This is a genomic window from Caenimonas soli (assembly GCF_013155545.1).
GTDB classification, from domain to species: Bacteria; Pseudomonadota; Gammaproteobacteria; order Burkholderiales; family Burkholderiaceae_C; genus Ramlibacter; species Ramlibacter soli.
Map to the genome: position 1 here is coordinate 1 of NZ_JABJVV010000007.1, position 25564 is coordinate 25564.

Here is a 25564-nt window from a genome sequence, read left to right on the forward strand (position 1 = left end):
CACGGTACTGCGCGTGCGCGCCGGACGCGAACTGCGATCCCTCAAGCTGTTCTCGCCGCCTTGTTCAAAGCGCCGAAGCCACTTGCGCGCAGTCTGGCGGCTGATGCCCGCGGCCTCGGCCGCGGGCATCAGCCCCAGGACAGAAATGCGTTCAACAAGCAATTTGCGACCCTCGAAGGTCAATCTGGCATTCTTATGGCTGTTCATCCGGGGGAATTCCTCTGAGAGTGCTGAAGCGTCGTAACTCCAGTCTCCCAGACTCTTCCGGGTGAACAACCTATTGAAACATCACAGCTAGTTCACCGCCAACGTCGCCGGCAACGACACAATGCTCATCGGCCGGGAGTGGCGCTCGCGTTCGCGCTGCAGATAGTTCTGGCGGCGCTGCTCTTTTTGGTCCATCTGCGTCAGTTCGCGGCGCAGTTCCTGGTAGATGTCATCCACGCCGGCGATGTCCGGGCCGGCGGTCTCCACCAGGAAACTCGGGACCAGGACGATCTCGCTATCGCCCGCATCCAGTTCGATCCGCAGGGGAGTGCCCAGCACCCGGCCGATGGCGGCAAGGGCCTTGCCGCGATTCATGCCGGGCAATACCACCGTGAACTCGGCCGGCCCGGTACGCGCGGCCAGACCATTGTCGGCGCACAGCCTCGCGAGCTTCCCGGTGATGCGGTCCATCAGCTTGCGGGTGATCCGGCTGCCGTAGATGGTGCGCACTTCCAGCAGGTCGGCGCAGTCGAATACCGCGACGCTCACGGGCCGGTTCTCGCGCCTGCATGCGGCCAGCAGCTTGTCGCCGTGCGCCGTGAAACCAACCTTGTTGTAGAGCTGCGTGCTGTTGTCGATGCGGATGCTTTCCAGGGCCTCATCGGGCACTCGCATGACGGAGCCGAACCTCATGGCCAGCAGCAAGGGAAATATGCACAGGAAGCCGGCATGCGCCGCGAAGTCGGCGGAGGAAGAAAGCCCCGGGGCCTGGAGAAAAGACATCGTGAACGCCGCCAGGGCGCAGCCCACCACGCCAGCGGCCCAGGCGGGCTTGAGCATGAAAGCGTAATAGAGGCACGTAATACTGAGCCAGAAGGAGAACAGGCCGGTGGGGCCGCCGATCTCCGGCGCCACGTGGGTTTGCAGTGCATACGCACCGGCGATCAGGGCCGTACCGCGCCAGGCCATTTCCGCCTGTTGCCGCGCAGGACGCACGTGGGACCACTTGCCGATCAGGCCGGCATACAACACGAACAGCCACACCTCCGGGACGCCCGGGAAGGCGAAAACCGCGAGCCACGCGGTGTAGACGGCGATCGACCAGGCGACCCAGCGCTCGAGATGGCGCAGGCTGTGGGAAATCCAGTCCAACGGGGTCGCCGTGGCCGCGGCCGGTTGGCGCGTGGGCTGGGCTTGCTCTGTCGTGCAGGTGGTTTGTGAAGGTGTGTTCATGGGCTTTTCTCCCTGCGCCCGCCCATCAGGCGTGCGCGATGGGTAATGAGACCATGGCGCCCTTCGGCGCATCTAGGCAATTGGTCCGCCGGCGGTAAGAAAATTCCCTACCGCGCCGCTGAACTCGCCTAGGGCCGGCCGCCGTGCGGCTCGTGTGTCAGCAGCCAATAGGCCTGCAGACGATGCAACTGCTCCACGAAGCGGCCGAAATCGACGGGTTTTCGCACGTAGCTGTTGGCTCCGCCTTGCAGACTGGCGACGATGTCTTCCTCCTCGCTGGACGAGGTGAGGATGACCACCGGCACATAGCGCGTTCGCTCGTCTTCGCGCACGCGGCGCAGCACCTCGATGCCGCCCAACTTGGGAAGCTTCAAATCCAGCAGCACCAGCGCCGGCACGTCGCGCGCATCGCGGCTTGCATGGCGGCCGGTGGCGAACAGGTACTCCAGCGCTTCGAGGCCGTCGTTGGCAACCACGATTTCATTGAGCACATCGTTCTCGGCCAACGTCATCAAGGTGAGTTCCTGATGGTCAGGGTTGTCCTCGACGAGGAGTATCCGGGTGTTTTTCATCACGGCACAGTTTGGCGCGGCCCGCGCCGCTGTCAAGTCCCTGGGGACGGGTACACTCGCGCCGAACGCTCCCATCATGCCGTGACCCAATCCGACGACCCCTCCACGATCCGGTTGCTGTGCGTGGAAGACAATCCCGACGACGTCGAGCTCATGGCCATCGCCCTGGAGCGGGCCGATCCCCAGCGCCGCTATGCGCTGCACCGGGTCGAGGACGCCACCGGTTTCGTCGACGCCCTGCAGGAGGATTTCGACGTCATCCTGTGCGACTTCAACATGCCCCGCTTCTCGCCCTATGCGGCCCTCCAGATCCTGGTTGCGCGGCGCTGCGGCACGCCCCTTGTGGTGGTCACCCGGGCGATCGGCGAGGAGGCCGCGGTGCATGTGCTGCGCTGCGGCGCCAAGGACTACCTCACGAAGGACAAGCTGGGCACGTTGCCGCAGATCATCGAACGCGTGATGAGCGAGCGGCAGCGGGCGCTGGAACAGGAACGCCTGGGCCGTGAACTCGAGGCCGCGTACCGCCGCCTGAAGAAACTCTCCGCGCGCCTGGTTGTGGCGCAGGAGCGCGAACGCACGCTGATCTCGCGCGAGCTGCATGACCATCTGGGCCAGACCCTCACCGGCATGGTGATCCATCTGCATGCGGCCAAACGGACAACCGACCCCGACACCGCGCTCAAGCACACCGACACCGCGATGGAGATGGCCCAGGGCGCGGTGGGCCAGCTCAAGACCCTGTCGTTCGCGCTGCGGCCGGCCCAGCTCGACTTGCTAGGCCTGGTGGCCGCCACTCAGACGGCGGTGCAGCGCATCGCCGAACCGGCTGCCCTGGCCTTCAACGTCAGCGCGCGCGGCAAGGAGCCGGCCACGCTCGGCGAAACCGCCTCAGTCGCACTGCGGCTGGTGCAGGAAGCGCTGAACAATGTGGTGCGGCACGCCCACGCTGCGCACATCACCGTGCGGCTGCGCTTCCTGCCGCAGGGGCGCATCGGCGTGCTGGTGGTCGACGACGGCGTGGGTTTCGACAAGCACGCAATCCTGGATGGCCCGACCAGCGAGCACAACGTGGGCCTGTACGGCATGATCGAACGCACCGAACTGGCCGGGGGGCGCCTGCATATTCGCACTTACCCCGGGCAAGGTGTCGCCATTCGCGCCGTGCTGTAGGGTATAACTACACCACATGAAAAATACTCCCGCGGCCAAGTCCATTCGCGTCGTACTCGCCGACGACCACGACCTGGTTCGATCGGGCATCAAGGCGCTGCTGTCGATGGTCGAGGGCGTCGAGGTGATCGCCGAAGCTCGCGACGGCCGGGAACTGATCACCCTGGTGGAAAGCCTGAACCCCGACGTCGTGATGACCGACATCTCGATGCCGGGCATGGACGGGATCACGGCGATCTCCGAGATCCATGGCAAACATCCCGAAGTACGCCTGTTGGTGCTTTCGATGTACGACACGGTGGATTTCGTCAAGCGCGCGGTTGCCAATGGCGCTTGCGGCTACTTGATGAAGGATGCGCCTCCGTTCGAGCTCGAACAGGCAGTGCGCAGCGTCATGGCCACCGGCAGTTATTTCAGCCCCGCCATCGCGCAGCGGCTGTTGCAGCCGTCCGAACCCACCGTGGACGACGAACTCACGCATCGCCAGGTTGAAATCCTCAAGCTGATCGCGCAGGGGCGCGCATCCAAGGAAATCGCCTTCGAGCTGGGCCTGTCGCCCAAGACCGTGGATGTGCACCGCGCCCGCATCATGGAGCGGCTGCGTCTGAACGACATCGCCAGCCTCACGCTCTACGCAGTGCGCAAGGGCCTGATCAAGCCCTAGCCTCCGCCCTGGCGCGGCATCAGCCTCAGCAAATTGCCCTGCGGGCTGTCGGTCAGCACATAGAGCAGCCCGTCCGGCCCTTGGCGCACATCGCGCACCCGCTCGCCGCCCAGCAGCTTGTGCTCCCGTGCCACTTTGCCGCCCGCAAGCTCCAGCCGCGCCAGGTAGCCGAACTTGAGCGAACCGATGAATAGATTGCCCTTCATCGCCGGCCCGTAGCGATCGCTGGTGAGGAATGCCATGCCCGAGGGCGCGATCGACGGCACCCAGTAATGCAGCGGCTGCTCCATGCCGGCCCGGGCAGTGATGCCCTCGCCGATCTTGCCGCCACCGTAGTTCTCGCCGTAGGTGATGACGGGCCAGCCGTAGTTGCGGCCCGGCTGGGGGACGTTGATTTCGTCGCCGCCCTGGGGGCCGTGCTCATGCATCCAGAACGCGCCGTCCGGGGCCAGCGTCGCGCCCTGGGAGTTGCGGTGGCCGAAGCTCCAGATCTCGGGCAAGGCATCGGGGCGGCCGGCGAACGGGTTCCCCGGCGCCGCAGCCCCTTCCTTGGTCAGGCGCAGCACCTTGCCGTGATGGTTGTCCAGCTTCTGGGCGTCGTCCTTCCTGTGAAACCGGTCGCCCAACGTGAGGAAAAGCGCGCCGTCGCGCGCTTCCACGATGCGGCATCCGAAATGCAGGCTGCTGGGAACCTTGGGCTTTTGGCTGAAGATCACCTTCACGTCTTCCAGCCGCGAGAAGTCGGCCGATAGCTTTGCTCGGGCAAGCGCCGTGCTATTGCCGACCAGGCCCGGTTCGGAAAAGCAGAAGTAGAGGATGCGATTGGTCGCAAACCCGGAATCCAGTACGAGGTCGAGCAGTCCGCCCTGCCCGCCTGCGGCAACGTACGGCACGCCCGCCAGCGGCGTCCCGAGCTTGCCATCGGCCTCCACCACCCGCATCCGCCCCGGCCGCTCGGTGACGAGAAAGCGGCCCTCCGGCAGGAAAGCCACCGCCCAGGGATGTTCCAGGCCCCGGGCTACCGGCTCGGCACGTACTTCCTGCGCTTGCGCGTGCGCGGCCGTAGGTGTCGAAAAGAAAGCCAAGCAACCGATTGCGGCTGTGATCGCCACCAGCGCTTGGATCGTTTTCAGGCTCATGGTCTACCTCTCTACGAGAGAAGGTCGGTATCTGTGTATTCTTTCCCAAGTGGCGGCGGCTGAGCCGCACTGGTAACAACTTCTCTCATTTATGCATTCGAATCAATGGGTTACGCAGGATACCTAAGTTGACTCCTTGACTTGTACCAAGGTATGCTGCGCTCAATGTCAAAGTGGCTCATCATTTTCGCTGTCGCTGCCTGCACCGGCGCCCATGCCATGCCCGGCGCTCCGGCGGAGGACGACATGAGCCGTTTCGATCAGGGCCTGCTCACCAAGCTGGAACAGGTCAGCACGAAGCTTGAAAAGGTAGGCGCGAAGCTCGAACAGGTGGGCTACTCCGTCACCGATCGTGCATCGGATCTCGTGGTCACGGCCATGGGCTTTCTGGGTGTGCCGTACAGGCGCGGCGGCAACACTGCAGAAACCGGCTTCGACTGCAGCGGTTTCGTGCGCGCCATGTACCAGAAGACCATCGGCCTGGTCCTGCCGCGCCGCGCCAATGAGCAAGCAGCCGCCACCGAGGCGATCGACAAGAAAGACCTACGTCCCGGCGACCTGGTGTTCTTCAACACCATGAAGCGCGCGTTCAGCCACGTCGGCATCTACGTGGGCGAAGGCAAGTTCATCCACTCTCCCAAGCCCGGCGCCCAGGTGCGCGTCGAGGACATGGGCCAGAACTACTGGCAGCGCCGCTTCGATGGCGCGCGCCGGGTGATGAGCCAGGCGCCGGCCGACGCCCAGGCCATTCGCCAGCCCTAAATCACCGGCTCAGCTCTTGCGAGGCGGCGGCACGTCGGTGCAAGTGCCGTGGGCAATTTCCGCCGCCATGCCGATGCTCTCGCCCAGCGTCGGATGCGGATGGATGGTCTTGCCGATGTCCACCTCGTCCGCGCCCATCTCGATGGCCAGCGCAACCTCACTGATCAAGTCGCCCGCGTGCATGCCCACGATGCCACCGCCGAGGATGCGGTGCGTCTGCGCGTCGAACAGCAGCTTGGTGAAGCCCTCGTCGCGGTTGTTGGCGATGGCTCTGCCCGACGCAGTCCACGGAAAATGGCCCTTCTTGACGGCGATACCCTCCGCCTTGGCCTGGTCCTCGGTCAACCCCACCCAGGCGATCTCCGGGTCGGTGTAGGCGACGCTGGGAATCACGCGAGCGTTGAAGGCAGAGTTTTCTCCAGCCGCGACCTCGGCAGCCACATGGGCCTCATGCACGGCCTTGTGCGCGAGCATGGGCTGGCCGACGATATCGCCGATGGCGAAGATATGCGGCACATTGGTCCGCATCTGGATGTCCACGGGAATGAAACCCCGGTCGGTGACCGCAATGCCGGCCTTCTCCGCTCCGATCTTCTTGCCGTTGGGGCTGCGGCCCACGGCCTGGAGGACCAGGTCGTACAGCTGCGGCTCCTTGGGCGCCTGCTCGCCCTCGAACTTGACCAGGATGCCGTCCTTGGTGGCCTCGGCGCCCACGGTCTTGGTCTTGAGCATGATGTTGTCGAAGCGCGGCGTGTTCAGCTTCTGCCACACCCGCACCAGGTCGCGGTCCGCGCCCTGCATCAGTCCATCGAGCATCTCGACCACGTCGAGGCGCGCCCCCAATGTCGAGTAAACCGTGCCCATCTCGAGGCCGATGATGCCTCCGCCGAGAACCAGCATGCGCTTGGGGTTGCCCCCCAGTTCCAGCGCGCCGGTGGAGTCCACGACCCGCGGGTCCTTGGGCATGAAGGGCAGCTGCACCGACTGCGAGCCGGCGGCGATGATGCAGTTCTTGAATTTGACGGTCTGTTTCTTGCCGGTCTTTTCCTGCGCCGGCCCGCTGGTTTCCTCGACCTGGAGGTGGAACGGATCCATGAATTCGCCAACACCGCGCACGACGGTGACCTTGCGCATCTTGGCCATGGCCGAGAGGCCGCCGGTGAGCTTGCCCACGACCTTGGACTTGTGGGCCCGCAGCTTGTCCAGCTCGATCTTCGGTTTGCCGTAGCTCACGCCCAGAGACTCGAAATGGCTCACCTCGTCCATGACTGCCGCCACATGCAACAGCGCCTTGGACGGGATGCAGCCGACGTTCAGGCAGACGCCGCCGAGCGTGCCGTAACGCTCGACCAGCACCACTTTCATGCCGAGGTCGGCCGCGCGGAAGGCAGCGGAGTAGCCGCCCGGCCCAGCGCCCAGCACTAGCATGTCGCACTCGAGGTCGGCTCCGCCGGCGTAGCTGGACGCGGCGGGCGCGGGCGCAACCGGAGCGGCTGGAGCAGCCGTGGCCGCAGGCGCAGCCGCCTTGGCCGGCACCGCCATCGTGGCAGCTTCCGCAGCCTCCAGCGTCAGCAGCACAGAGCCTTGCTTGACCTTGTCACCCAGCTTGACCTTCAGGTCTTTCACGACGCCGGCATGCGTCGATGGGATTTCCATCGAGGCCTTGTCGCTTTCCACCGTGACGAGGGACTGCTCCGCCTTGATCGTTTCGCCGGGCTTGACCAGCAGTTCGATGACGGCAACCTCGTCGAAATCTCCTATGTCGGGCACCTTCACTTCGACCAAGCTCATTTGCTGTCTTTCATTTTTATGGTGAATACATCGGCGGGCGCCGCCGAGTTGCGGTCGAACTCGCAGCCCGCGGCGATGCCGGCTTCGGCGATTTCACGGGCCGTCTTGGCCTTGGCGTAGAGCGCATGCATCGCTCCCAGCGCAAAACTGCGGCCCGAACCTATGCCCCAGAATTCCTTGAACTCGAACACTTCACGGTAGCTGTACAGGCCATAGATGCCGGTGGCGTTGGCGATGACCACGCTGAACTGGCTCGACTCATACGGGTCGCTGTCCTCCTCCTTGGTCTGCAGGAAGAAGTTGTCCTTCAGGTAAGGGTGCAGCTTGGTGAACGTATCGAAGACCTCGTCCTTGTTGCCCAGCTTGAGAAACTCGCGCGGCATGGAGCCTATGGCCTTGCGCAGCACCGGAAAGTGCGCCACCGTGCCGGCCATGCCGATAAAGCTCGGGCCCCCATCGGTATCGACCTTGAAGATCTTGGTGTTGTCTTCGAACCGGTTGGCCAGGCGCGTATCCCCGAAGGTGACCAGGGTGTCGGCCGCGATCGCGATCTGCCCTGCTTTTCTTACCACCACAACAGTTGTCATTTTTATGAACGCTCCGGGTTCGCCGCGGCTGCCGAACGCTACGCGTTCAAAGCATGGTGCGGCGGAAGTCCGCCAATATAGCGCCGAGATAGGCATTGAAACGCGCAGCTGAAGCACCGTCGATCACCCGGTGGTCCCACGACAGCGACAGCGGCAGCATCAGCCGCGGCTGGAACTGCTTGCCATCCCACAACGGTTCCATCTGGCTCTTGCAGACGCCGAGGATAGCCACTTCCGGCGCGTTGATGATGGGCGTGAAGTAACGTCCGCCGATGCCGCCGAGGGAGGAAATGGTGAAACCGGCGCCGGACATGTCCGCGGGCCCCAGCTTGCCATCGCGCGCCTTTTTGGCCAGATCGCCCATTTCCTGGCTGATCTGCAAGATGCCTTTCTTGTCGGCGTCCTTGATCACCGGCACCACCAGGCCATTGGGCGTGTCTGCTGCGAAGCCGACGTGGTAGTACTGCTTGAGCACGAGCTGCTCGCCGTCGAGCGAGGCGTTGAAGTCGGGGAATTTCTTCAAGGCCGCGACGCAAGCCTTGATGAGGAAAGCCAGCATCGTCACCTTGACGCCCGACTTCTCGTTTTCCTTGTTGAGCTGGACCCGGAAGGCTTCCAGGTCGGTGATGTCCGCGTCATCGTGGTTGGTGACGTGCGGGATCATCACCCAGTTGCGATGCAGGTTGGCGCCGCTGATCTTCTTGATCCGGCTCAGGTCCTTGCGCTCGATGGGGCCGAACTTGGCAAAGTCCACCTTCGGCCAGGGCAGCAACCCCAGCGCTTCACCGCCGCCTGCGGGCGCTTTCCCACCCGCCGCCTTGGTACTGGCTTCGCCCTTCATCACCGCCTTGGTGAAGGCTTGCACGTCTTCCTGCGTGATGCGTCCCTTGGGGCCGGTGCCTTTCACTTCCTCAAGGGGGACGCCCAATTCGCGGGCGAACTTGCGCACCGACGGTGACGCATGCGGCAGCTGCCCAGTGGGCGCGACCGGTTCATGAGGTGGCAATGCCGCGGTAGGCGGTGTGCGCTCTGCCGCTGGTGAAGGGGCCGGTGCTGCCGGCGCGGGCGCCGGAGCGCCTTGAACTGCGGGAGCGCTCGCCGCGCCGCCTTCAAGCACGGCAATCAGGTCCCCCACGTTGACCTTGTCGCCCAGCTTGACCTTGAGTTCCTTCACCACGCCGGCGGCGGAAGACGGAATCTCCATCGAGGCCTTGTCGGACTCCACGGTGAGCAGCGACTGCTCGACCTTGACGGTATCGCCCGGCTTGACCAGCAGCTCGATGACGGCCACGTCCTTGAAGTCGCCGATGTCGGGTACGTGGATTTCGACGCTTTGCCCGGCGGCCACGCCAGGAGCGGGTTGCGAGGGCGCCGGTGCGGCGGCCGGCTGCGAGGGCGGCGCAGGCTGCGCGGCGGCTGGAGCCGCGGGCGCCGCCGCTGCTGCATCGGCGCTTTCCAGCACCACCAGCACCGAGCCCTGCTTCACCTTGTCGCCGAGCTTGACCTTCAGCTCCTTGACGACTCCGCCCTGCGAGGACGGGATCTCCATCGAAGCCTTGTCCGACTCCACCGTGACCAGCGATTGCTCCGCCTTCACTGTATCGCCGGGCTTGACCAGCAATTCGATGACCGAAACCTCATCGAAGTCCCCGATGTCGGGGACCTTCACTTCAATCGATGCCATGTTCTTGTTCTCCGGGTCTTCTTATTGCGTCAAGCGTACAGCGGATTGATCTTGTCTGTCTTGATGCCGTACTTCTTGATGGCTTCAGCGACCTTGGCCACAGGCACCGTGCCATCCTCGCTGAGGGCCTTGAGCGCGGCCAGGACGACGTAGTGGCGATTGACTTCGAAATGCTCGCGCAGCTTGCTGCGGAAATCGCTGCGGCCGAAACCATCGGTGCCCAGCACTTTGTAGGTACGCCCCTTTGGAATGAACGGACGGATCTGCTCGGCGTACGCCTTCATATAGTCGGTGGAGGCCACGACCGGCCCGCTGTGCTTGTCGAGTTGTTGTGCCACGAACGATACCCGGGGCTTCTCCATGGGATGCAACAGGTTGTAGCGTTCGCAGTCCTGGCCTTCGCGCGTGAGCTCGTTGAAGCTCGGGCAGCTCCACACGTCGGCGGCAACGCCCCATTCCTTTTGCAGCAGTTCCTGGGCCGCCAGCGACTCGCGCAGGATGGTGCCGCTGCCAAGCAGCTGCACGCGCGGCGCCTTGGCCATGGCCGCGCTCTCCTTGCACATGTACATGCCCTTGATGATCTGCTCTTCCGTGCCGGGCTTGAGGCCGGGCATGGGGTAGTTTTCGTTCAGCAGCGTGATGTAGTAGTAGACGTTGTCCTGCTGCTCCACCATGCGCTTCAGGCCGTGGTGCATGATGACGCCGACTTCGTGGGCGAAGGTCGGGTCGTAGCTCACGCAGTTGGGGATGGTGTTGGCCATGATGTGGCTGTGGCCGTCCTCGTGCTGCAGGCCTTCGCCGTTGAGCGTGGTGCGCCCGGAAGTGCCGCCCAGCAGGAAGCCCCGGGCCTGCATATCACCCGCGGCCCAGCACAGGTCGCCCACGCGCTGCAGCCCGAACATCGAGTAATAGATATAGAACGGCACCATGATCCGGTTGCTGGTGCTGTACGACGTGGCCGCCGCGATCCAGCTGGCCATGCCGCCGGCCTCGTTGATGCCTTCTTGCAGGATCTGGCCGGACTTGTCTTCCTTGTAATAGGAAACCTGGTCCTTGTCCTGCGGCGTGTACAGCTGGCCTTCGGGGTTGTAGATGCCGATCTGGCGGAACAATCCCTCCATGCCGAAAGTGCGGGCCTCGTCCACCAGGATGGGCACGGCGCGCGGTCCCAGTTCCTTGTCGCGCAGCAGCGCGGTGAGAAAGCGCACATAAGCCTGCGTGGTGCTGATCTCGCGGCCTTCGGCCGTCGGCTCCAGCACCGCCTTGAAGGCCTCGAGCGGCGGCACCTTCAGCTGTTCATCGGCCTTGGGCCGGCGCTTGGGCAGGTAGCCGCCCAGGGCCTTGCGCCGGGCGTGCAGGTATTCCATCTCAGGCGTGTGCTCGGCAGGCTTGTAGAACGGCACCTCGGCCAACTGCTCGTCCGGGATGGGAATGTTGAAGCGGTCGCGGAACGCCCGGATGTCGTCGTCGGTCAGCTTCTTGGTCTGGTGCGCCGTGTTTTTGCCCTCGCCGCTCTTGCCCATGCCGAAGCCCTTGACGGTCTTGATCAGCATCACCGTGGGCTGGCCCTTGGTGTTGACGGCCCTGTGATAAGCGGCGTACACCTTTTGCGGGTCGTGCCCGCCACGCTGCAGGCGCCAGATGTCCTCGTCGCTCAGCTTGGCAACCATTTCCGAGGCCTTGGGATGGCGGCCGAAGAAATTCTTCCGCACGAAGGCGCCGTCGTTCGCCTTCATGGCCTGGTAGTCGCCGTCCAGCGTGTCCATCATGATCTTGCGCAGCACGCCTTCCTTGTCGCGCGCCAGCAGCGGGTCCCAGTAGCTGCCCCAGATCAGCTTGATCACGTTCCAGCCGGCGCCGCGGAACTCGCCTTCGAGTTCCTGGATGATCTTGCCGTTGCCGCGCACCGGGCCATCCAGTCGCTGCAGGTTGCAGTTGACGATGAAGATCAGGTTGTCCAGCTTCTCGCGGGCGGCCACGCCGATGGCGCCCAGGCTTTCCACCTCGTCCATCTCGCCATCGCCGAGGAAGGCCCAGACTTTCCGGTTCTCGGTATTCGCAATGCCACGGGCATGCAGGTACTTCAGGAAGCGCGCCTGGTAGATCGCCATCAGCGGGCCGAGGCCCATGGATACGGTGGGGAACTGCCAGAACTCGGGCATCAGCTTGGGGTGCGGGTAGCTGGAGATTCCCTTGCCATCCACTTCCTGGCGGAAATTCAGGAGTTGCTCTTCGGTCAGGCGCCCTTCCAGGAAGGCGCGGGCGTAGATGCCCGGCGAACTGTGGCCCTGGATGTAGAGGCAGTCGCCTCCGTGGTCTTCGCTTTCCGCGTGCCAGAAGTGGTTGAAGCCGGCGCCGAACATCGTCGCCAGGGAAGCGAACGAGCTGATGTGCCCCCCGAGGTCGCCGCCATCGGCCGGATGGAGCCGGTTGGCCTTGACCACCATGGCCATCGCGTTCCAGCGCATATAGGCGCGCAGCCGCTCCTCTACTTCGAGGTTGCCCGGGCATCGCTCTTCATCGGCGGGCTCGATGGTGTTGACGTAGCCCGTCGTCGCGGAGAACGGCATGTCGATGCCCTCCTGGCGGGCTTGCTCCAGCAATTGCTCCAGCAGGAAGTGGCCGCGGTCGCGGCCCCCGGACTGAATGACCGCGGAAAGCGCATCTATCCATTCGCGAGTTTCCTGGGCGTCCGCGTCATTGGCGGCCGATCCGAACAGGTTGTCGGGCTGAGCTGACATGTCTTTGTCTCCTGTAGGTCTTCACGTAATTCACGTTAATTTAGTACGGTGCCCCGTACCGTGCCGGGAGTGTCGCATAGATTTTGTCTCATTTCAAATGGCGCGTATTGATTTCATATTGTGGTTTATGCGTACCGCCCTGGAGGCAAAATGACCGCGCACACGGTCGGGCGAGCCTGCCGCAAGCTCTTGCCGAACCGCGGGTACGCCTACACTTGTAGGCTTCATGCAAGAACCCGTTACCCCTTCCGATTTCCACGACACGGCAGCGCCGGCGCAGGCGACTTCGCCTTCGCTTTGGTGGCGGCGCTGGTGGCGGCGCCAGACGCCCGGTCGCCAGGATCGTTTCGCCATGTTGGCGCCGCTGGCGGCTGTCCTGCTGTTCCTCGCCGCCATCGTTTCAGCATTCGGGTACCTCCGGTTGGAGGAGATGGACCGCGAGCAGGAAGCCGTCAAACGCGACGTCGAATACGCCCAGCAGCGCGTGCGGTTGCGCTTGCTGGAGCGCCAGGAACAGATGATGCGCATCGCCCGCGACATTTCCAACAAGGAAGTCGACGAGGAAGAATTCGTGGGCCGCTCGGAGTCCATGATCATCCAGTACCCTGAACTGCAGGCCGTCACCTGGATCGACGCGCGCCGCCGCATCAAGGCGGGCTATGCCGCTCCCAGCGTTTCCAGCAGCCAGATCCGCGCAGCCGGCGAGACTTTGCGCGCCGGTGAAACGGAAAGCACCTACAGCCTGGCTCGCGACCTGCAGCAGCCGGTGTATTCCCAGCCCGCGGCGGGCACCGACGGCACCGGCCTGCTCCAGCTGCACATCCCGCTCACCGAGCAGGGCCGATTCAGCGGCGTGATCCTGGGTGAGTATTCCATCGACGGCTTGCTGCGCTACGGTGTTCCGGCCGAGGTTTCCGCCAAGTACGCAGTGGCGCTGCTGGATGGCAAAGGCCGCGTACTGGCCGGCAGCTCGGTGCCGGCCCGCAACCCTGCCACACAGCTGCTGCCCTGGGCGGCGCAGGCCAATGAATACGAGGTGCCGGTGTCGCCGGTGGGCAACGGCCTCATCATCCGCGCGCAGGCCTATCGCACTTCGCTGGGCGTGATCGGCAGCGGCCTGTTCTGGCTGGTCGGCGCCCTGAGCGTGATGACCGCGTGGATGCTGATCGGTAACTGGCGCCATACGCGCCGCCGCATGCAGGCGCAGCAGGCCCTGGTGGCCGAGACCAATTTCCGCCGCGCCATGGAGAACTCCATGCTCACCGGCATGCGCGCCCTCGACATGCAGGGCCGCATCACCTATGTAAACGCGGCGTTCTGCCAGATGACGGGCTGGAGCGAAGCCGAACTGGTCGGCCGCACCCCGCCGTTTCCCTACTGGCCGGAGGCCGATCGCGAACAGTTGGCCGCGCGCTTGGACGACGAACTGCAGGGGCGCACCACGCCCGGCGGCTTCCAGGTTCGCGTCAAGCGCAAGGACGGCAGCCTGTTCGACGCGCGTCTTTACGTCTCGCCGCTGGTCGATGCCAAGGGTCACCAGACCGGCTGGATGACCTCGATGACCGATATCACCGAGCCCAATCGCATCCGCGAGCAGCTCTCGGCGTCCTATGAGCGCTTCACGACGGTGCTGGAGGCGCTGGACGCCTCGGTTTCCGTGGCGCCTCTGGGCAGCGAGGAACTGCTCTTCGCCAACAAGCTGTATCGCCTGTGGTTCGGCGTGCAGACCGCGGGACACCTGCAGATGGTGGCGCAGGCGGGCGTTCCCGAGCATCCGCGCAACGACGAGTCGCTGGACGAAGTGGATTCGTTCGTCGGCCTGCCCACCGGCGCGCTGACCACCGCGCAGTCGGAGAACGCCGAGATCTTCGTGCCCGAACTGGGCAAGTGGCTGGAAGTGCGTTCGCGCTACCTGAACTGGGTGGACGGCCGCCTGGCGCAGATGGTGATCGCCACCGACATCACGCCGCGCCGCCATGCCGAGGAGCAATCGGCCGCCCAGGCCGAACGCGCGCAGTCCGCCAGCCGCCTGATCACCATGGGCGAGATGGCTTCCAGCGTGGCACATGAATTGAACCAGCCGCTCACGGCCATCAACAACTACTGCAACGGCATGGTCTCGCGCATCAAGGGCAAGCAGATCAACGAGGACGACCTGCTCGCAGCCCTGGACAAGACCGCGCGGCAGGCCCAGCGCGCGGGCCAGATCATCCAGCGCATCCGCTCCTTCGTGAAACGCAGCGAGCCCAATCGCACCTTGTCCGACATCACGCTGATGGTCAACGAGGCGGTGGAACTGGCCGAGATCGAACTGCGCCGGCGCAACGTACGCCTGTCCCACTACGTGGCGGCGCGCCTGCCCAAGCTGATGGTCGATCCCATCCTGATCGAGCAGGTGTTGGTGAACCTCTTGAAAAACGCCGCCGAATCGATAGAGCACGCACGGCGTCCCGCGGCTCGCCGCAGCGTCGAACTGCGCGTGATTCCAAAGCAGGTGGACGAACTGCCGGTGGTGGAATTCTCCGTGCTCGATTCGGGCGCGGGCCTGGCGCCCGAGGTGATGGAGCGCCTCTATGAAGCCTTCTTCTCCACCAAGGTCGAGGGCATGGGCATAGGCCTGAATTTGTGCCGGACGATCGTCGAGTCGCACCAGGGGCGGATGCAGGCGGAGAACATCTACAATGGCACCGAAGTCGCCGGTTGCCGTTTCTCCTTCTGGATTCCAGTCTCCGGCGCTACAAATAACATAGCTAACAAGGACGCCGGGGTGACCGTATGAGCTTGATTCCAAAGAAGGGCACCGTGTACGTGGTCGACGACGACGAGGCCGTGCGCGATTCGCTGCAATGGCTGCTCGAAGGCAAGGACTACCGCGTTCGCTGTTTCGACTCGGCCGAGTCTTTTCTTTCGCGCTACGACCCGCGCGAGGTGGCCTGCCTGATCGTCGACATCCGCATGGGCGGAATGACCGGGCTGGAACTGCAGGACCGCCTGCTCGAACGCAAATCACCCCTGCCCGTGGTGTTCATCACCGGCCACGGTGACGTGCCGATGGCGGTGAACACCATGAAGAAAGGCGCGATGGACTTCATCCAGAAGCCTTTCAAGGAAGACGAGCTGGTGAGCCTGGTCGAGCGCATGCTGGAACATGCCCGGGGCGCCTTCGCCGAGTACCAGAGCGCGGCCAGCCGCGACGCCCTGCTCTCCAAGCTGACGTCGCGCGAAGCGCAGGTGCTCGAGCGCATCGTCGCCGGCCGCCTGAACAAGCAGATCGCCGACGATCTGGGCATCAGCATCAAGACGGTTGAAGCGCACCGCGCCAACATCATGGAAAAGCTCAACGCCAATACAGTGGCGGATCTGCTGAAGATCGCCTTGGGCCAGAACGCACCAAAAGCGTAACGGACGATAACGCGCCGGCCGTGGCCGGACGCGTCCTTGTGATTAAAGATGACAGCCAATTTAATTGACGGAAACGCCCTCGCCAGAAAAATCCGCGCCGAGGTGGCCGGGCGCACCGCAGCGCTCAAGGCCAAGGGTGTCCAGCCCGCGCTCGCCATCATCCTGGTGGGCGAAGACCCGGCCAGCCAGGTCTACACCAAGCACAAGGTCAACGACAGCACCGAGACCGGCCTGGACGCCACGCTGGAGCGCTATCCCGCGGACATGAGCGAGGCGCAGCTGCTGGCGCGCATCAAGACACTCAACGACGATCCCGCCGTCCACGGAATCCTGGTGCAGCTGCCCCTGCCCAAGCACATGGACGCCCACAAGGTGATCGAGACCATCTCGCCCGCCAAGGACGTGGACGGCTTCCACGTGGCCAGCGCCGGCGCCCTGATGGTCGGCCAACCCGGCTTCTGGCCCTGCACGCCCTACGGCTGCATGAAGATGCTGGAAAACATCGGCTACGACCTGCGCGGCAAGCATGCGGTAGTCATAGGCCGCAGCAACATCGTGGGCAAACCGATGGCGATGATGCTGCTGCAAAAGAATGCCACGGTCACCATCTGCCACAGCGCCACGAAAGACCTCAAGGCCCACACCCTGCAGGCCGACGTGATCGTGGCCGCGGTGGGCAAGCGCAACATGCTGACCGCCGACATGGTCAAGCCCGGCGCGGTGGTCATCGACGTGGGCATGAACCGCAACGACGAAGGCAAGCTCTGCGGCGACGTGGATTTCGCCGGTGTCAATGAGGTGGCGGGCTGGATCACGCCGGTGCCCGGCGGCGTCGGGCCCATGACCCGCGCCATGCTGTTGGTCAACACGCTCGAGGCGGCTGAGCGGGCGGCCGGATAGGCAAATCCTCAGGGCCTTGTAACCGGCCGTGCTGACGCAAAATGAGGGGGATGAGCACCAATCCCCTTCTCGACTTCAACGACCTTCCCCTTTTCGACCAGGTTCAGCCGCAGCACGTAGCGCCTGCGGTGGAAAGCCTGCTGGCCGCGGCCGACGTGGCACTCGAAACGGTCACGCAGCCTGAGTTCCCCAGCCGCTGGAACGACATCGCCAAAGTCCTCGATACCGCGACCGAAAAGCTGGGCCGCGCCTGGGGCGTGGTGAGCCACCTCAACGGCGTCGCCGATACGCCTGAATTGCGCGCGGCGTACAACGAAGCCCTGCCCAAGGTGACCGACTTCTGGACCCGGCTGGGCTCGGACGAGCGGCTCTATGCCAAGTACAAGGCCATCGATCCGGCCTCGCTGAATGCGGAACAGCGCCAGGCCCACAAGAACGCCATCCGCAACTTCGTCCTGGGCGGGGCCGAACTGACCGGTGCGGCCAAGGAGCGGTTTGCCGCCATCCAGGAGCGCCAGGCCGAGCTCAGCCAGAAGTTCAGCGAGAACGCGCTCGATTCCACCGACGCCTATTCGTACTACGCCGGTGAAGAAGAATTGGCCGGCTTGCCGCAGGACGTGATCCAGGCAGCCAAGGCCGCCGCGCAGGCGGAAGGCAAGGACGGCTACAAGCTCACGCTCAAGATGCCAAGCTACCTGCCCGTCATGCAGTTCGCCCACGGCACCGCGCTGCGCGAGCGCGTCTACCGCGCCTATGTCACCCGAGCCAGCGACCAGGGCGATCCGAAGTTCGACAACAGCGCTCTCATCCGGGAAATCCTGGCGCTGCGCCAGGAAGAAGCGCAGTTGCTCGGGTTTCGCAACTTCGGCGAGGTGTCCGTGGTGCCGAAGATGGCCGATTCCCCACAGCAGGTCATCACCTTCCTGCGCGACCTCGCGGCGCGCGCCCGGCCCTACGCCGAGAAGGACGTCGGCGACATGCGCGCGTTCGCCGCCACGAAGCTGGGCATCCAGGACCCGCAGGCCTGGGACTGGTCGTACATAGGCGAAAAGCTCAAGGAAGAACGCTACTCGTTCAGCGAGCAGGAGGTGAAGCAGTACTTCACGGCGCCCAAGGTCCTGGCCGGCCTGTTCAAGATCGTCGAGACGCTGTTCGAAGTGACCATCCGGCGCGACGTGGCCCCGGTCTGGACCCCCGGTGTGGAGCTCTATCGCATCGAGCGCGAAACGCGCGAAGGCGATCGCATTTCCACCGAGCTGGTCGGCCAGTTCTACCTGGACCCCGCGGCGCGCAACGGCAAGCGCGGCGGTGCCTGGATGGACGACGTGCGCGCCCGCTGGCTGCGCCCCGACAACGGCCAACTGCAGACGCCGGTGGCCCACCTGGTCTGCAACTTCGCCGAGGGCGTCGACGGCAAACCCCCTCTGCTCACGCACGACGACGTCATCACCCTGTTCCACGAGTCCGGCCACGGCCTGCACCACATGCTCACCCGCGTGAACGAGCGCGACGTCTCCGGCATCAGTGGCGTGGAATGGGACGCCGTGGAGCTGCCCAGCCAGTTCATGGAAAACTTCTGCTGGGAGTGGGACGTGCTGCGCCACATGACCGCCCACGAGGAAACCGGCGCGCCGCTGCCCCGCGAGCTTTTCGACAAGATGCTCGCCGCCAAGAACTTCCAGAGCGGCCTGTCGACGCTGCGCCAGATCGAATTTGCGCTGTTCGACATGCTGCTGCACACCGAGCACGACCCGGCGCAGGACTTCATGCCCCTGCTGGCCAAGGTGCGCCAGGAAGTCGCCGTGATCCAGCCGCCGCCATTCAGCCGCACGGCCCACACATTCAGTCATATCTTCGCGGGCGGCTACGCCGCAGGCTATTACAGCTACAAGTGGGCGGAGGTGCTTAGCGCCGATGCCTATGCCGCATTCGAAGAGACCGCGGGAAAAAACGGCTTGCCTAGTATCGAAACCGGGCGAAAATACCGCCAGGCCATCCTGGAGGCAGGCGGCAGCAGGCCGGCGATGGAGTCGTTCAAGGCCTTCCGGGGCCGCGAGCCCACTCTGGACGCGCTGTTGCGCCACCAGGGCATGGCCTGAGCCGAGAACCCAAACCGTTGGAGTCGATACCGATGTTTTTTGCCCGCCCCACCCGCGCCCTTGGCCTGATGGGACTGCTCGTCGCCGCAGCATTCAGCGGTAACGATGCAAATGCGCAACAGATTTTTCGCATCGTAGGCGCCGATGGCCGTGTCACTTTTTCGGACAAGCCTCCGCCAGACGCCTCCGGCAAGGCCACGGCAGCGCCGACGGTTTCGCTGAGCGGCGGCGGAAGCGGCCAGACCGCCTCCCTGCCCATCGAGCTGCGAAACGCCGCCAATCGTTATCCGGTCACCTTGTACACGGCGCCGGGCTGCGTTCCCTGCGGCACAGGCCGCGCCATGCTGTCCGCCCGGGGCGTTCCTTTCACCGAGAAGACGGTGACGACCAATGAGGACATCGAGGCTCTCAAGCGACTCGGGGGCGCCGCATCCGTGCCCTTCCTGACCATTGGCGGGCAGCAGCTCAAAGGCTTCTCCGAAGTCGAATGGACGCAGTTCCTGGACGCTGCCGACTACCCCAAGACCTCGCAGCTGCCGGCGAGCTACAGCCAGCCGCCCGCGACGCCCCTGGTCGCCGCGCAGCAGCCGCAGGCGCCGGTGCGCCCCACGGCCGCGCCGGGCGCTGCAAGGGCTGCGGCGCCCGCGCCTGCACCTGCCGCGGAAAACCCGGCCGGCATCAAGTTCTGATCAGAACTCGAGGATCTTGACGCCGCCGGTGGTGCCCAGCAGGCACACGGCGGCTTTTTGATGCGCGAACACGCCCACGGTGACGACGCCGGGCCACTGATTGATCTCGCTCTCGAAGCGCAGCGGATCGGAAATCTGCAAACCCTTCACATCCAGGATGTGCTGGCCGTTGTCGGTGACCAGCGGCCGGCCGTCCTTGAGACGTACCCGCGCCGTGCCCCCCATGCCGGCGAACTGCCGCAGCAGCCGCTGCGTAGCCATCGGGATCACTTCCACCGGCACCGGAAAGCGGCCCAGCACGTCCACCAGCTTGGATTCGTCGGCAATGCAGACGAATTGGCTCGACTGGGCCGCCACGATCTTCTCGCGGGTGAGCGCGGCGCCCCCACCCTTGATCATGAAGCCCTGGTTGTCGATCTCGTCGGCGCCATCGATGTACACCGAGATCTGGCCCACCTCGTTCGAGTCGAACACCGGGATGCCCAGCGCCTTCAGCCGCTCGGTCGATGCGTTGGAACTGGACACCGCACCGCGGATGCGGTCCTTCATGGTGGCCAGCGCGTCGATGAACTTGTTGACCGTGGATCCGGTCCCCACACCGACGATTTCGCCGGGCACCACATACTGCAGGGCGGCTTGGCCGACCAGCGTTTTCAATTCGTCCTGGTTCATTTGCGACAATTCCTTCTCTTTCGGAATTATCCATGTCGCTGCTCCCCTACTCCCTCGCCCGTCCTTTCCTCTTCGGGCTGGACCCTGAAACCGCCCATGAGCTGACCATGCAATCGCTGGCGCGCCTGCAGGGCACGCCCCTGGAATGGGCCTACTGCAACGGCATGGTCGACGACCCCATCGAGCTGGCAGGCCTGAAATTCCCCAACCGGATCGGCCTGGCGGCGGGCCTGGACAAGAACGCGCGCTGCATCGACGGGCTGGGCGCCATGGGCTTCGGCTTCGTGGAAGTCGGCACCGTCACGCCCAAGGCGCAACCCGGTAACCCGAAGCCACGCATGTTTCGCCTGCCGCAGGCCAATGCGCTCATCAACCGCCTGGGGTTCAACAATGACGGCCTGGAGGCCTTCATTGCCAACGTCAAGCGCTCGTCCTTTCGCCAAAAGGGCCGCATCCTGGGCCTGAACATCGGCAAGAACGCCGCCACGCCCATGAAAAACGCCACCAGCGATTACCTGGTGTGCCTGGACGGCGTCTATCCGCATGCCGACTACGTGACGATCAATATTTCCAGTCCGAACACCAGCAATCTGCGCACGCTGCAGAGCGACGAAGCATTGGACGGCCTGTTGGGCGCCATCGCCGGGCGGCGCGAGACTCTGGCCCAGCAGCACGGCCGGCGCGTCCCCATCTTCGTCAAGATCGCACCTGACCTCGATGCAGCGCAAATCGAAGTGATCGCCGCGGCCCTCAGGCGCCACGGCATGGACGGCGTGGTCGCCACCAATACGACCATCAGCCGTGAAGCGGTCAAGGGATTGCCGCACGCAGAGGAAACCGGGGGCCTGAGCGGCTCGCCGGTGCTTGAGGCGAGCAACCGCGTGATCGCGCAACTGCGCAGCGCGCTGGGAAAAGCTTTTCCCATCATCGGTGTGGGCGGCGTCATGAGCGCGCAGGACGCGGCCTCGAAGATCAGGGCCGGCGCCGATGTCGTCCAGATCTACACGGGGTTGATCTACCGGGGGCCGGATCTCGTGAGCGACGCGGCGCGGGCGATCAAGCGCCTGCACGTCGCGGGTTAGAAGCTGTAGGTCCCCGCTAGCTTGAGTACGAAGCTGCGGCCCGGCGCCGCTTCGAAGAATCGGCCATTCCCCTCGTTGACGATGACCGAGCCGGCATAGCGGCGGTCCAGCAGATTGTCGATGCGTGCCGTGGCTGACAGGTTCCAGCCCTGGAAGTCGAACACATACCCTGCATGCGCCGCGAGGGTAACGAACGAGGTCGCCGCCTCGTTGTTAGCATCGTTGGCGTACACCTTGCCCGAGCGGCGAACCTCCGCTCCGGCGCGCCAGCCACGCGCCGGCTGCCAGGCGATCTCCGCCGCGGAAAACGATTGGGCGGTGCCGGGGATGCGGTTACCTGCGGGCAGGGCTGGCGTCGCATCACGGTAGCGCGCATCCAGCCAGGTTTGCGACAACTGGAACTGCCAGGCGGGTGCCAGTGCCGCGCTCCACGCCAATTCCAGCCCCTGGCGGCGCGTAGTGCCTGCGTTCTGGAAGGTGCTTCGGCCGCCGCGGTTGCTCGCGACCACGATCTCGTCGCGGGTCGAGGTCTGGAACACGGCGGCGCTCCAGTCGGTGCGCCACCGCTCTCCCGCGGGTGTTCGCCCTTTGATGCCGATCTCCAGGTTCCTGCTGCGCGAGGGCCGCAAGGCGAAGTTCAGCCCGGGATTCCCATCGGGCCGGTAGGCCAGTTCGTTGAAGGTAGGCGTTTCGAAACCGCGGCCCATCGCCCCGTAGACATGCACGTTCGGCGACCAGGCAAACATCAGCCCTGCGACCGGCAGCGTGGCGCTGTAGCGCAGGTTCCCGCTGTCGTCGCCATTGACCCCCACCACGTAACGATCGCGTGACGAGAAGCGCACGCTGCTGTGCCGCACGCCGGCAGTCAGGCTCCAGTGCGGCGCGAACTTCCACACGCCCTGCAGGTACGGGTCGAGGTTGGACACCACGTTGTCCTCGTCGCGCCGCAGCGCGCCTTGCACGCCCAGCGCAGCCCCGTCAAAGTTCTGCCAGCCGCGCCTGCGCTCCTCCATGCGGTCGTACGACAGGCCTGCCACGACTTCCAGCGGGCCCTGCAACAAGGTGGATTGCGTGGTCCAGCGCAGATCGGTGCCGGCGTAGCGGCGCTCCAGCCCGATGACACCACCCGGGTGCAGCGGACTGCCCTGCGGCCCCACGGGAATCGCCTGGAACTGCTCCGTCTCCCGCTCGCCGCCATAAACCATCAGGCGCAGGCGATCACCCCTCGCAAGCCTATGCTCGTGGATGAGGCCGAGCTGGCTTTGCTTGACGGTTTTGCGGGTGTTGAACAAGGTGGCCGCCGCATCGGCGCTGCGCGGCGCCGCTTCGAACTGCGCCCGCGTCAGGCCCAGTGGATCGTCGGCGCGCAGATCCATCGTGTTGGCCACCAACGTCCATTCGCTGCCCTCGGCCCGCTTGAAATCCAACCGGGCGTTGACCAAATCGCGCGAGGCACTGCTGTGATCGCGCCAACCATCCGTAGCAAATCGATTGGCGCTGACGACATAGCCCAGGGCCGGCGTAGACCCGCTGAATCGCAAACCGGGCCGCACCAAGCCGTCGCTTCCAACTGCGAGACTGGTTGTGAGCTGGGGCGCGCCCGCGCCTGGTTCCGTGAACACCTGCAGCACGCCGCCCGAGGAATTTCCGTAGAGCACCGAGAACGGGCCACGCAAAACTTCCACCCGGCCTGCCGATGCCAGGTCGATGTGGGAAAGCTGCCCCTGGCCATCGGGCATGGTGGCGGGAATACCGTCGACATAGAGGCGGATGCCGCGCACGCCGAAGGTCGAGCGCGCACCGAAACCGCGTATGGAGAGCTGCAAGTCCTGCGCATGGTTCTGCCGGTCGCGCGCGTTCAGGCCAGGGACCAGCGCCAGGCTTTCCGTCAGGTTGATTTCTGGCCGCCCCGCAGCCCGCAGCCGTTCGCCGTCGATCACGTCGACGGAAGCCGGAACATCGAATGGCGAGGCTTCGCTGCGGGTAGCGCTGACGGTGACCTGGGGCAGCGTCTGCGCCAGCGCGGCGCCCGCGGCCAGCCCCGTGGCGACGAGCACGGCCGTCCTCACGCCCGCGTCTCTTCCACCAGCGCCACCACATGCTCGGCGATCGCGAGGGCACTCGTCAGACCGGGCGATTCGATGCCGAACAAATTCACCAAGCCCGCTATCCCGTGCACCGCCGGTCCATCGATACGAAAGTCGGGCGCTGCTTCGCCGGGCCCGTAGATCTTGGGCCGCACACCGCTGTAGCTGGGTTGCAGCGCGCCGTCCGGCAAGGCCGGCCAGTAACGACGGACCTCGGCATAAAAGCCCTCCGCGCGCCGCGGATCAACGGTGTAGTCGATGTCCTCGGGCCGCGCGACGTCCAGCCACTCCAGGTCGGGGCCGAACTTGGCCTGCCCGCCCAGGTCCAGCGTCAAGTGAACCCCGAGCCAGGCATCGGCGGGGGCCGGGTAGATCAGGCGGGTGAAAGGCGCCTTGCCCGCCAGGGCGTAGTAGCTGCCCTTGGCGAAATATTCGCGCGGCACCCATCGCTCATCAAGCCCGTCGAAACGGCGCGCCAGCGCACAGGCATGCAGCGACGCGCTGTTGACGAGAACGCGCGCGGCGATCTCGCTGCCATCGGCCATGCGGACCACATGCGGGCCGCCGCCTTTTCCGAGCACCGCCGAATCGACGGCCGAGCCCAATGCCACCGCCCCGCCCGCGCTCTCCAGGTCACCCTGCAGCGCCAACATGAAGCCGTGGCTGTCCACGATGCCCGTGGTGGGCGACGACAAGGCGGCCACGCACTGCAGAGCCGGTTCCAGCGCCCGCGCCTGGGGGGCGTCCAGCCAGTCCACCGGAACGCCGTTGGCGATGGCCCGATCCCTCAAGCCTTTCAGTGCCGAGGCCTCGGCTTCGCTGTTGGCCACCACCAGCTTGCCGCAGTTGCGGTGGCTGACGCCGTGGCTGGCGCAAAGCTCGTACAGCAACTCCTTGCCGCGCACGCACAAGCGCGCCTTGAGCGAACCGGTCGGGTAGTAAAGCCCGGCATGGATGACCTCGCTGTTGCGGGAACTCACGCCCTGCCCTATTGCCGTCTGCGCCTCCGCAACGATGGTTTCCAGGCCGGCTTGCGCCAGCCCCCGCGCGACCGCGAGGCCAACGGCGCCGGCACCGACGACGATGGAATCGACCTGATCCATCAGAGGTCTCGCCGGGGGTCCGTGCGCAGCAGCAGCTCGACCAGGGAGCGCAGGCTTTGCTTCAGGGGCTCGAAGCCTGCATTCGGCACCAGGGTCTGCTCATCCATGTACAGCCTGCGGTTGACTTCCACCTGCACGCTGTGACGGTGGCTAGCCGGATCTCCATAGCGACGGACCAGTTCCACGCCCTTGTAGGGGTGGTTGTAGGAAACGCTGTAGCCCAGGGACGCCAAGTGGTCGCAAACCTTGCGTGACAGCGCGGGATCGGCGCTCGTGCCGTCGCGGTCTCCGATCACGAAATCCGCGTGGACGAGGCCGGGGAAATCGGTCGCATGGGTGGCCGCGACCGCCGGCATCGAATGACAGTTGAGGTGGATGCTGTAGCCGTGCCGCTCATGCGCTGCTTCGATGGCCGCGCGCACCGCCTCATGGTAGGGGCGCCAGCATCGGTCGATGCGCGAGCGCACCTCCTGGACCGACAGCCGGCGCTCATAGATGGGCTCGCCCTCGTCCGTCATGCGCCACACCAGGCCCTTGCCCAGGCGCACCTTGGACAGGGCCTTGGGATCGGTCTCCAGCGGGTCGGGCCAGGCCTCGTCGAACAGCGCAACGTCGACCTCCGTCGTGTTGCGGTTCACGTCCAGGTAACTGCGCGGGAAAAGCGCCTCGATCCAGGCCACGCCCAGGGCGGGAACGAAATCGTAGAGCTTCTCCACGTGCGTGTCTTCGGCCTGCCGCAGGGCCTGCAGATCGCAGGCGTGGCCGAAGTCGTCTGGGTAGTTGATGCCGCTATGCGGCGAGTCGAGCACGAGCGGCGTGGTGCCCGGGATGGATTTGACCGGGAAACTCATAGGGCCATTGTGCCCCGGCTGCCGTCCCGCAGGTTGACGGACGGGCGCGGGAGGAACTTTCAATACGGCAGTGTCCTACACGCCGGTTCTTGCGGTGGCACGACAGTTACATCCATGCAAGGAGACCAC

21 protein-coding genes are annotated in these 25564 nt (G+C 65.0%); 9 read left to right on the forward strand and 12 right to left on the reverse strand.

All coding sequences use genetic code 11. The annotated features are described in order from the left end of the window. The 3 genes from HNE04_RS11960 to HNE04_RS11970 all read right to left on the reverse strand — a co-directional run. Positions 1-207: leucine zipper domain-containing protein (locus HNE04_RS11960; protein WP_172219146.1), on the reverse strand; the 207-nt coding region annotated here is incomplete at its 3' end. An 87-nt stretch (positions 208-294) separates the two neighbouring features. Next, positions 295-1440, reverse strand: a complete 1146-nt coding sequence (locus tag HNE04_RS11965) for a GGDEF domain-containing protein (protein WP_172219154.1) — start codon at positions 1438-1440, stop codon at positions 295-297. 128 nt (positions 1441-1568) lie between these two features. Beyond that, positions 1569-2012: a response regulator gene (locus HNE04_RS11970; protein WP_172219156.1), complete on the reverse strand. Its 444-nt coding sequence runs from the start codon at positions 2010-2012 to the stop codon at positions 1569-1571. A gap of 81 nt (positions 2013-2093) precedes the next feature. On the opposite strand from HNE04_RS11970, the gene HNE04_RS11975 reads away from it, so the two are divergent. Further along, the gene (locus HNE04_RS11975; RefSeq protein WP_172219158.1) at positions 2094-3182 is read left to right on the forward strand and encodes a hybrid sensor histidine kinase/response regulator; all 1089 of its coding nucleotides are present in this window, start codon (positions 2094-2096) and stop codon (positions 3180-3182) included. 16 nt (positions 3183-3198) lie between these two features. Continuing rightward, complete coding sequence (locus HNE04_RS11980; protein WP_172219160.1) at positions 3199-3846, forward strand: response regulator transcription factor; 648 nt, start codon at positions 3199-3201, stop codon at positions 3844-3846. Here the strand turns inward: HNE04_RS11980 and HNE04_RS11985 are convergent. Further along, positions 3843-4985 (reverse strand): PQQ-dependent sugar dehydrogenase, encoded by a 1143-nt coding sequence (locus HNE04_RS11985; protein ID WP_172219162.1) that lies wholly within the window; start codon positions 4983-4985, stop codon positions 3843-3845. The genes HNE04_RS11980 and HNE04_RS11985 overlap by 4 nt on opposite strands. Before the next feature lie 165 nt (positions 4986-5150). Between HNE04_RS11985 and HNE04_RS11990 the strand changes: the two genes are divergently transcribed. Further along, positions 5151-5747: a C40 family peptidase gene (locus tag HNE04_RS11990; protein ID WP_172219163.1), complete on the forward strand. Its 597-nt coding sequence runs from the start codon at positions 5151-5153 to the stop codon at positions 5745-5747. 9 nt (positions 5748-5756) lie between these two features. Here HNE04_RS11990 and lpdA read toward each other — a convergent pair whose 3' ends face one another. The 4 genes from lpdA to aceE are packed head-to-tail and all read right to left on the reverse strand — an operon-like array spanning position 5757 to position 12550. Then, positions 5757-7538 (reverse strand): dihydrolipoyl dehydrogenase, encoded by a 1782-nt coding sequence (lpdA, locus tag HNE04_RS11995; RefSeq protein ID WP_172219164.1) that lies wholly within the window; start codon positions 7536-7538, stop codon positions 5757-5759. Further along, positions 7535-8125, reverse strand: a complete 591-nt coding sequence (locus HNE04_RS12000) for an Ntn hydrolase family protein (RefSeq protein WP_172219165.1) — start codon at positions 8123-8125, stop codon at positions 7535-7537. The genes lpdA and HNE04_RS12000 overlap by 4 nt, the downstream gene beginning before the upstream one ends. 46 nt (positions 8126-8171) lie before the next feature. Beyond that, positions 8172-9809: a dihydrolipoyllysine-residue acetyltransferase gene (aceF, locus tag HNE04_RS12005; protein ID WP_172219166.1), complete on the reverse strand. Its 1638-nt coding sequence runs from the start codon at positions 9807-9809 to the stop codon at positions 8172-8174. A gap of 29 nt (positions 9810-9838) precedes the next feature. Then, positions 9839-12550 (reverse strand): pyruvate dehydrogenase (acetyl-transferring), homodimeric type, encoded by a 2712-nt coding sequence (gene aceE, locus HNE04_RS12010; RefSeq protein WP_172219167.1) that lies wholly within the window; start codon positions 12548-12550, stop codon positions 9839-9841. A gap of 226 nt (positions 12551-12776) precedes the next feature. Here aceE and HNE04_RS12015 point away from each other — a divergent pair, with 226 nt between their 5' ends. The 5 genes from HNE04_RS12015 to HNE04_RS12035 are packed head-to-tail and all read left to right on the forward strand — an operon-like array spanning position 12777 to position 19640. Next, positions 12777-15329, forward strand: a complete 2553-nt coding sequence (locus tag HNE04_RS12015; RefSeq protein WP_172219168.1) for a PAS domain S-box protein — start codon at positions 12777-12779, stop codon at positions 15327-15329. Next, positions 15326-15952, forward strand: a complete 627-nt coding sequence (locus HNE04_RS12020; RefSeq protein WP_172219169.1) for a response regulator transcription factor — start codon at positions 15326-15328, stop codon at positions 15950-15952. The genes HNE04_RS12015 and HNE04_RS12020 overlap by 4 nt, the downstream gene beginning before the upstream one ends. A gap of 48 nt (positions 15953-16000) precedes the next feature. Further along, positions 16001-16852: a bifunctional methylenetetrahydrofolate dehydrogenase/methenyltetrahydrofolate cyclohydrolase FolD gene (folD, locus tag HNE04_RS12025; RefSeq protein WP_172219171.1), complete on the forward strand. Its 852-nt coding sequence runs from the start codon at positions 16001-16003 to the stop codon at positions 16850-16852. A 50-nt stretch (positions 16853-16902) separates the two neighbouring features. Beyond that, a complete protein-coding gene (locus tag HNE04_RS12030; RefSeq protein WP_172219173.1) occupies positions 16903-18951 on the forward strand; it encodes a M3 family metallopeptidase in 2049 nt (682 codons plus the stop codon). A 32-nt stretch (positions 18952-18983) separates the two neighbouring features. Then, positions 18984-19640: a glutaredoxin domain-containing protein gene (locus HNE04_RS12035; RefSeq protein ID WP_172219175.1), complete on the forward strand. Its 657-nt coding sequence runs from the start codon at positions 18984-18986 to the stop codon at positions 19638-19640. On the opposite strand, the gene rpiA is transcribed toward HNE04_RS12035, so the two are convergent. Further along, a complete protein-coding gene (rpiA, locus tag HNE04_RS12040) occupies positions 19641-20312 on the reverse strand; it encodes a ribose-5-phosphate isomerase RpiA (protein WP_172219177.1) in 672 nt (223 codons plus the stop codon). 32 nt (positions 20313-20344) lie between these two features. Between rpiA and HNE04_RS12045 the strand changes: the two genes are divergently transcribed. Continuing rightward, positions 20345-21394, forward strand: a complete 1050-nt coding sequence (locus HNE04_RS12045; RefSeq protein ID WP_172219179.1) for a quinone-dependent dihydroorotate dehydrogenase — start codon at positions 20345-20347, stop codon at positions 21392-21394. Here HNE04_RS12045 and HNE04_RS12050 read toward each other — a convergent pair. The 3 genes from HNE04_RS12050 to HNE04_RS12060 are packed head-to-tail and all read right to left on the reverse strand — an operon-like array spanning position 21391 to position 25435. Then, positions 21391-23463, reverse strand: a complete 2073-nt coding sequence (locus HNE04_RS12050) for a TonB-dependent receptor family protein (protein WP_328700314.1) — start codon at positions 23461-23463, stop codon at positions 21391-21393. The two genes, HNE04_RS12045 and HNE04_RS12050, sit on opposite strands and share 4 nt — an antisense overlap. Beyond that, positions 23460-24584: an NAD(P)/FAD-dependent oxidoreductase gene (locus tag HNE04_RS12055; RefSeq protein ID WP_172219181.1), complete on the reverse strand. Its 1125-nt coding sequence runs from the start codon at positions 24582-24584 to the stop codon at positions 23460-23462. The genes HNE04_RS12050 and HNE04_RS12055 overlap by 4 nt, the downstream gene beginning before the upstream one ends. Next, positions 24584-25435, reverse strand: coding sequence for an N-formylglutamate amidohydrolase (locus HNE04_RS12060; RefSeq protein WP_172219183.1), 852 nt, complete (start codon positions 25433-25435; stop codon positions 24584-24586). The genes HNE04_RS12055 and HNE04_RS12060 overlap by 1 nt, the downstream gene beginning before the upstream one ends. Positions 25436-25564: the final 129 nt, after the last annotated feature.

Excerpts from the sequence above, each read along its gene's own strand:
- HNE04_RS11965 (WP_172219154.1), bottom strand. The coding sequence starts at position 1,440 with ATGAACACACCTTCACAAACCACCTGCACGACAGAGCAAGCCCAGCCC.
- HNE04_RS11970 (WP_172219156.1), bottom strand. The coding sequence starts at position 2,012 with ATGAAAAACACCCGGATACTCCTCGTCGAGGACAACCCTGACCATCAG.
- HNE04_RS11980 (WP_172219160.1), top strand. The coding sequence starts at position 3,199 with ATGAAAAATACTCCCGCGGCCAAGTCCATTCGCGTCGTACTCGCCGAC.
- HNE04_RS11985 (WP_172219162.1), bottom strand. The coding sequence starts at position 4,985 with ATGAGCCTGAAAACGATCCAAGCGCTGGTGGCGATCACAGCCGCAATC.
- HNE04_RS11990 (WP_172219163.1), top strand. The coding sequence starts at position 5,151 with ATGTCAAAGTGGCTCATCATTTTCGCTGTCGCTGCCTGCACCGGCGCC.
- lpdA (WP_172219164.1), bottom strand. The coding sequence starts at position 7,538 with ATGAGCTTGGTCGAAGTGAAGGTGCCCGACATAGGAGATTTCGACGAG.
- HNE04_RS12000 (WP_172219165.1), bottom strand. The coding sequence starts at position 8,125 with ATGACAACTGTTGTGGTGGTAAGAAAAGCAGGGCAGATCGCGATCGCG.
- aceF (WP_172219166.1), bottom strand. The coding sequence starts at position 9,809 with ATGGCATCGATTGAAGTGAAGGTCCCCGACATCGGGGACTTCGATGAG.
- aceE (WP_172219167.1), bottom strand. The coding sequence starts at position 12,550 with ATGTCAGCTCAGCCCGACAACCTGTTCGGATCGGCCGCCAATGACGCG.
- HNE04_RS12015 (WP_172219168.1), top strand. The coding sequence starts at position 12,777 with ATGCAAGAACCCGTTACCCCTTCCGATTTCCACGACACGGCAGCGCCG.
- HNE04_RS12020 (WP_172219169.1), top strand. The coding sequence starts at position 15,326 with ATGAGCTTGATTCCAAAGAAGGGCACCGTGTACGTGGTCGACGACGAC.
- folD (WP_172219171.1), top strand. The coding sequence starts at position 16,001 with ATGACAGCCAATTTAATTGACGGAAACGCCCTCGCCAGAAAAATCCGC.
- HNE04_RS12030 (WP_172219173.1), top strand. The coding sequence starts at position 16,903 with ATGAGCACCAATCCCCTTCTCGACTTCAACGACCTTCCCCTTTTCGAC.
- HNE04_RS12035 (WP_172219175.1), top strand. The coding sequence starts at position 18,984 with ATGTTTTTTGCCCGCCCCACCCGCGCCCTTGGCCTGATGGGACTGCTC.
- rpiA (WP_172219177.1), bottom strand. The coding sequence starts at position 20,312 with ATGAACCAGGACGAATTGAAAACGCTGGTCGGCCAAGCCGCCCTGCAG.
- HNE04_RS12045 (WP_172219179.1), top strand. The coding sequence starts at position 20,345 with ATGTCGCTGCTCCCCTACTCCCTCGCCCGTCCTTTCCTCTTCGGGCTG.
- HNE04_RS12055 (WP_172219181.1), bottom strand. The coding sequence starts at position 24,584 with ATGGATCAGGTCGATTCCATCGTCGTCGGTGCCGGCGCCGTTGGCCTC.
- HNE04_RS12060 (WP_172219183.1), bottom strand. The coding sequence starts at position 25,435 with ATGAGTTTCCCGGTCAAATCCATCCCGGGCACCACGCCGCTCGTGCTC.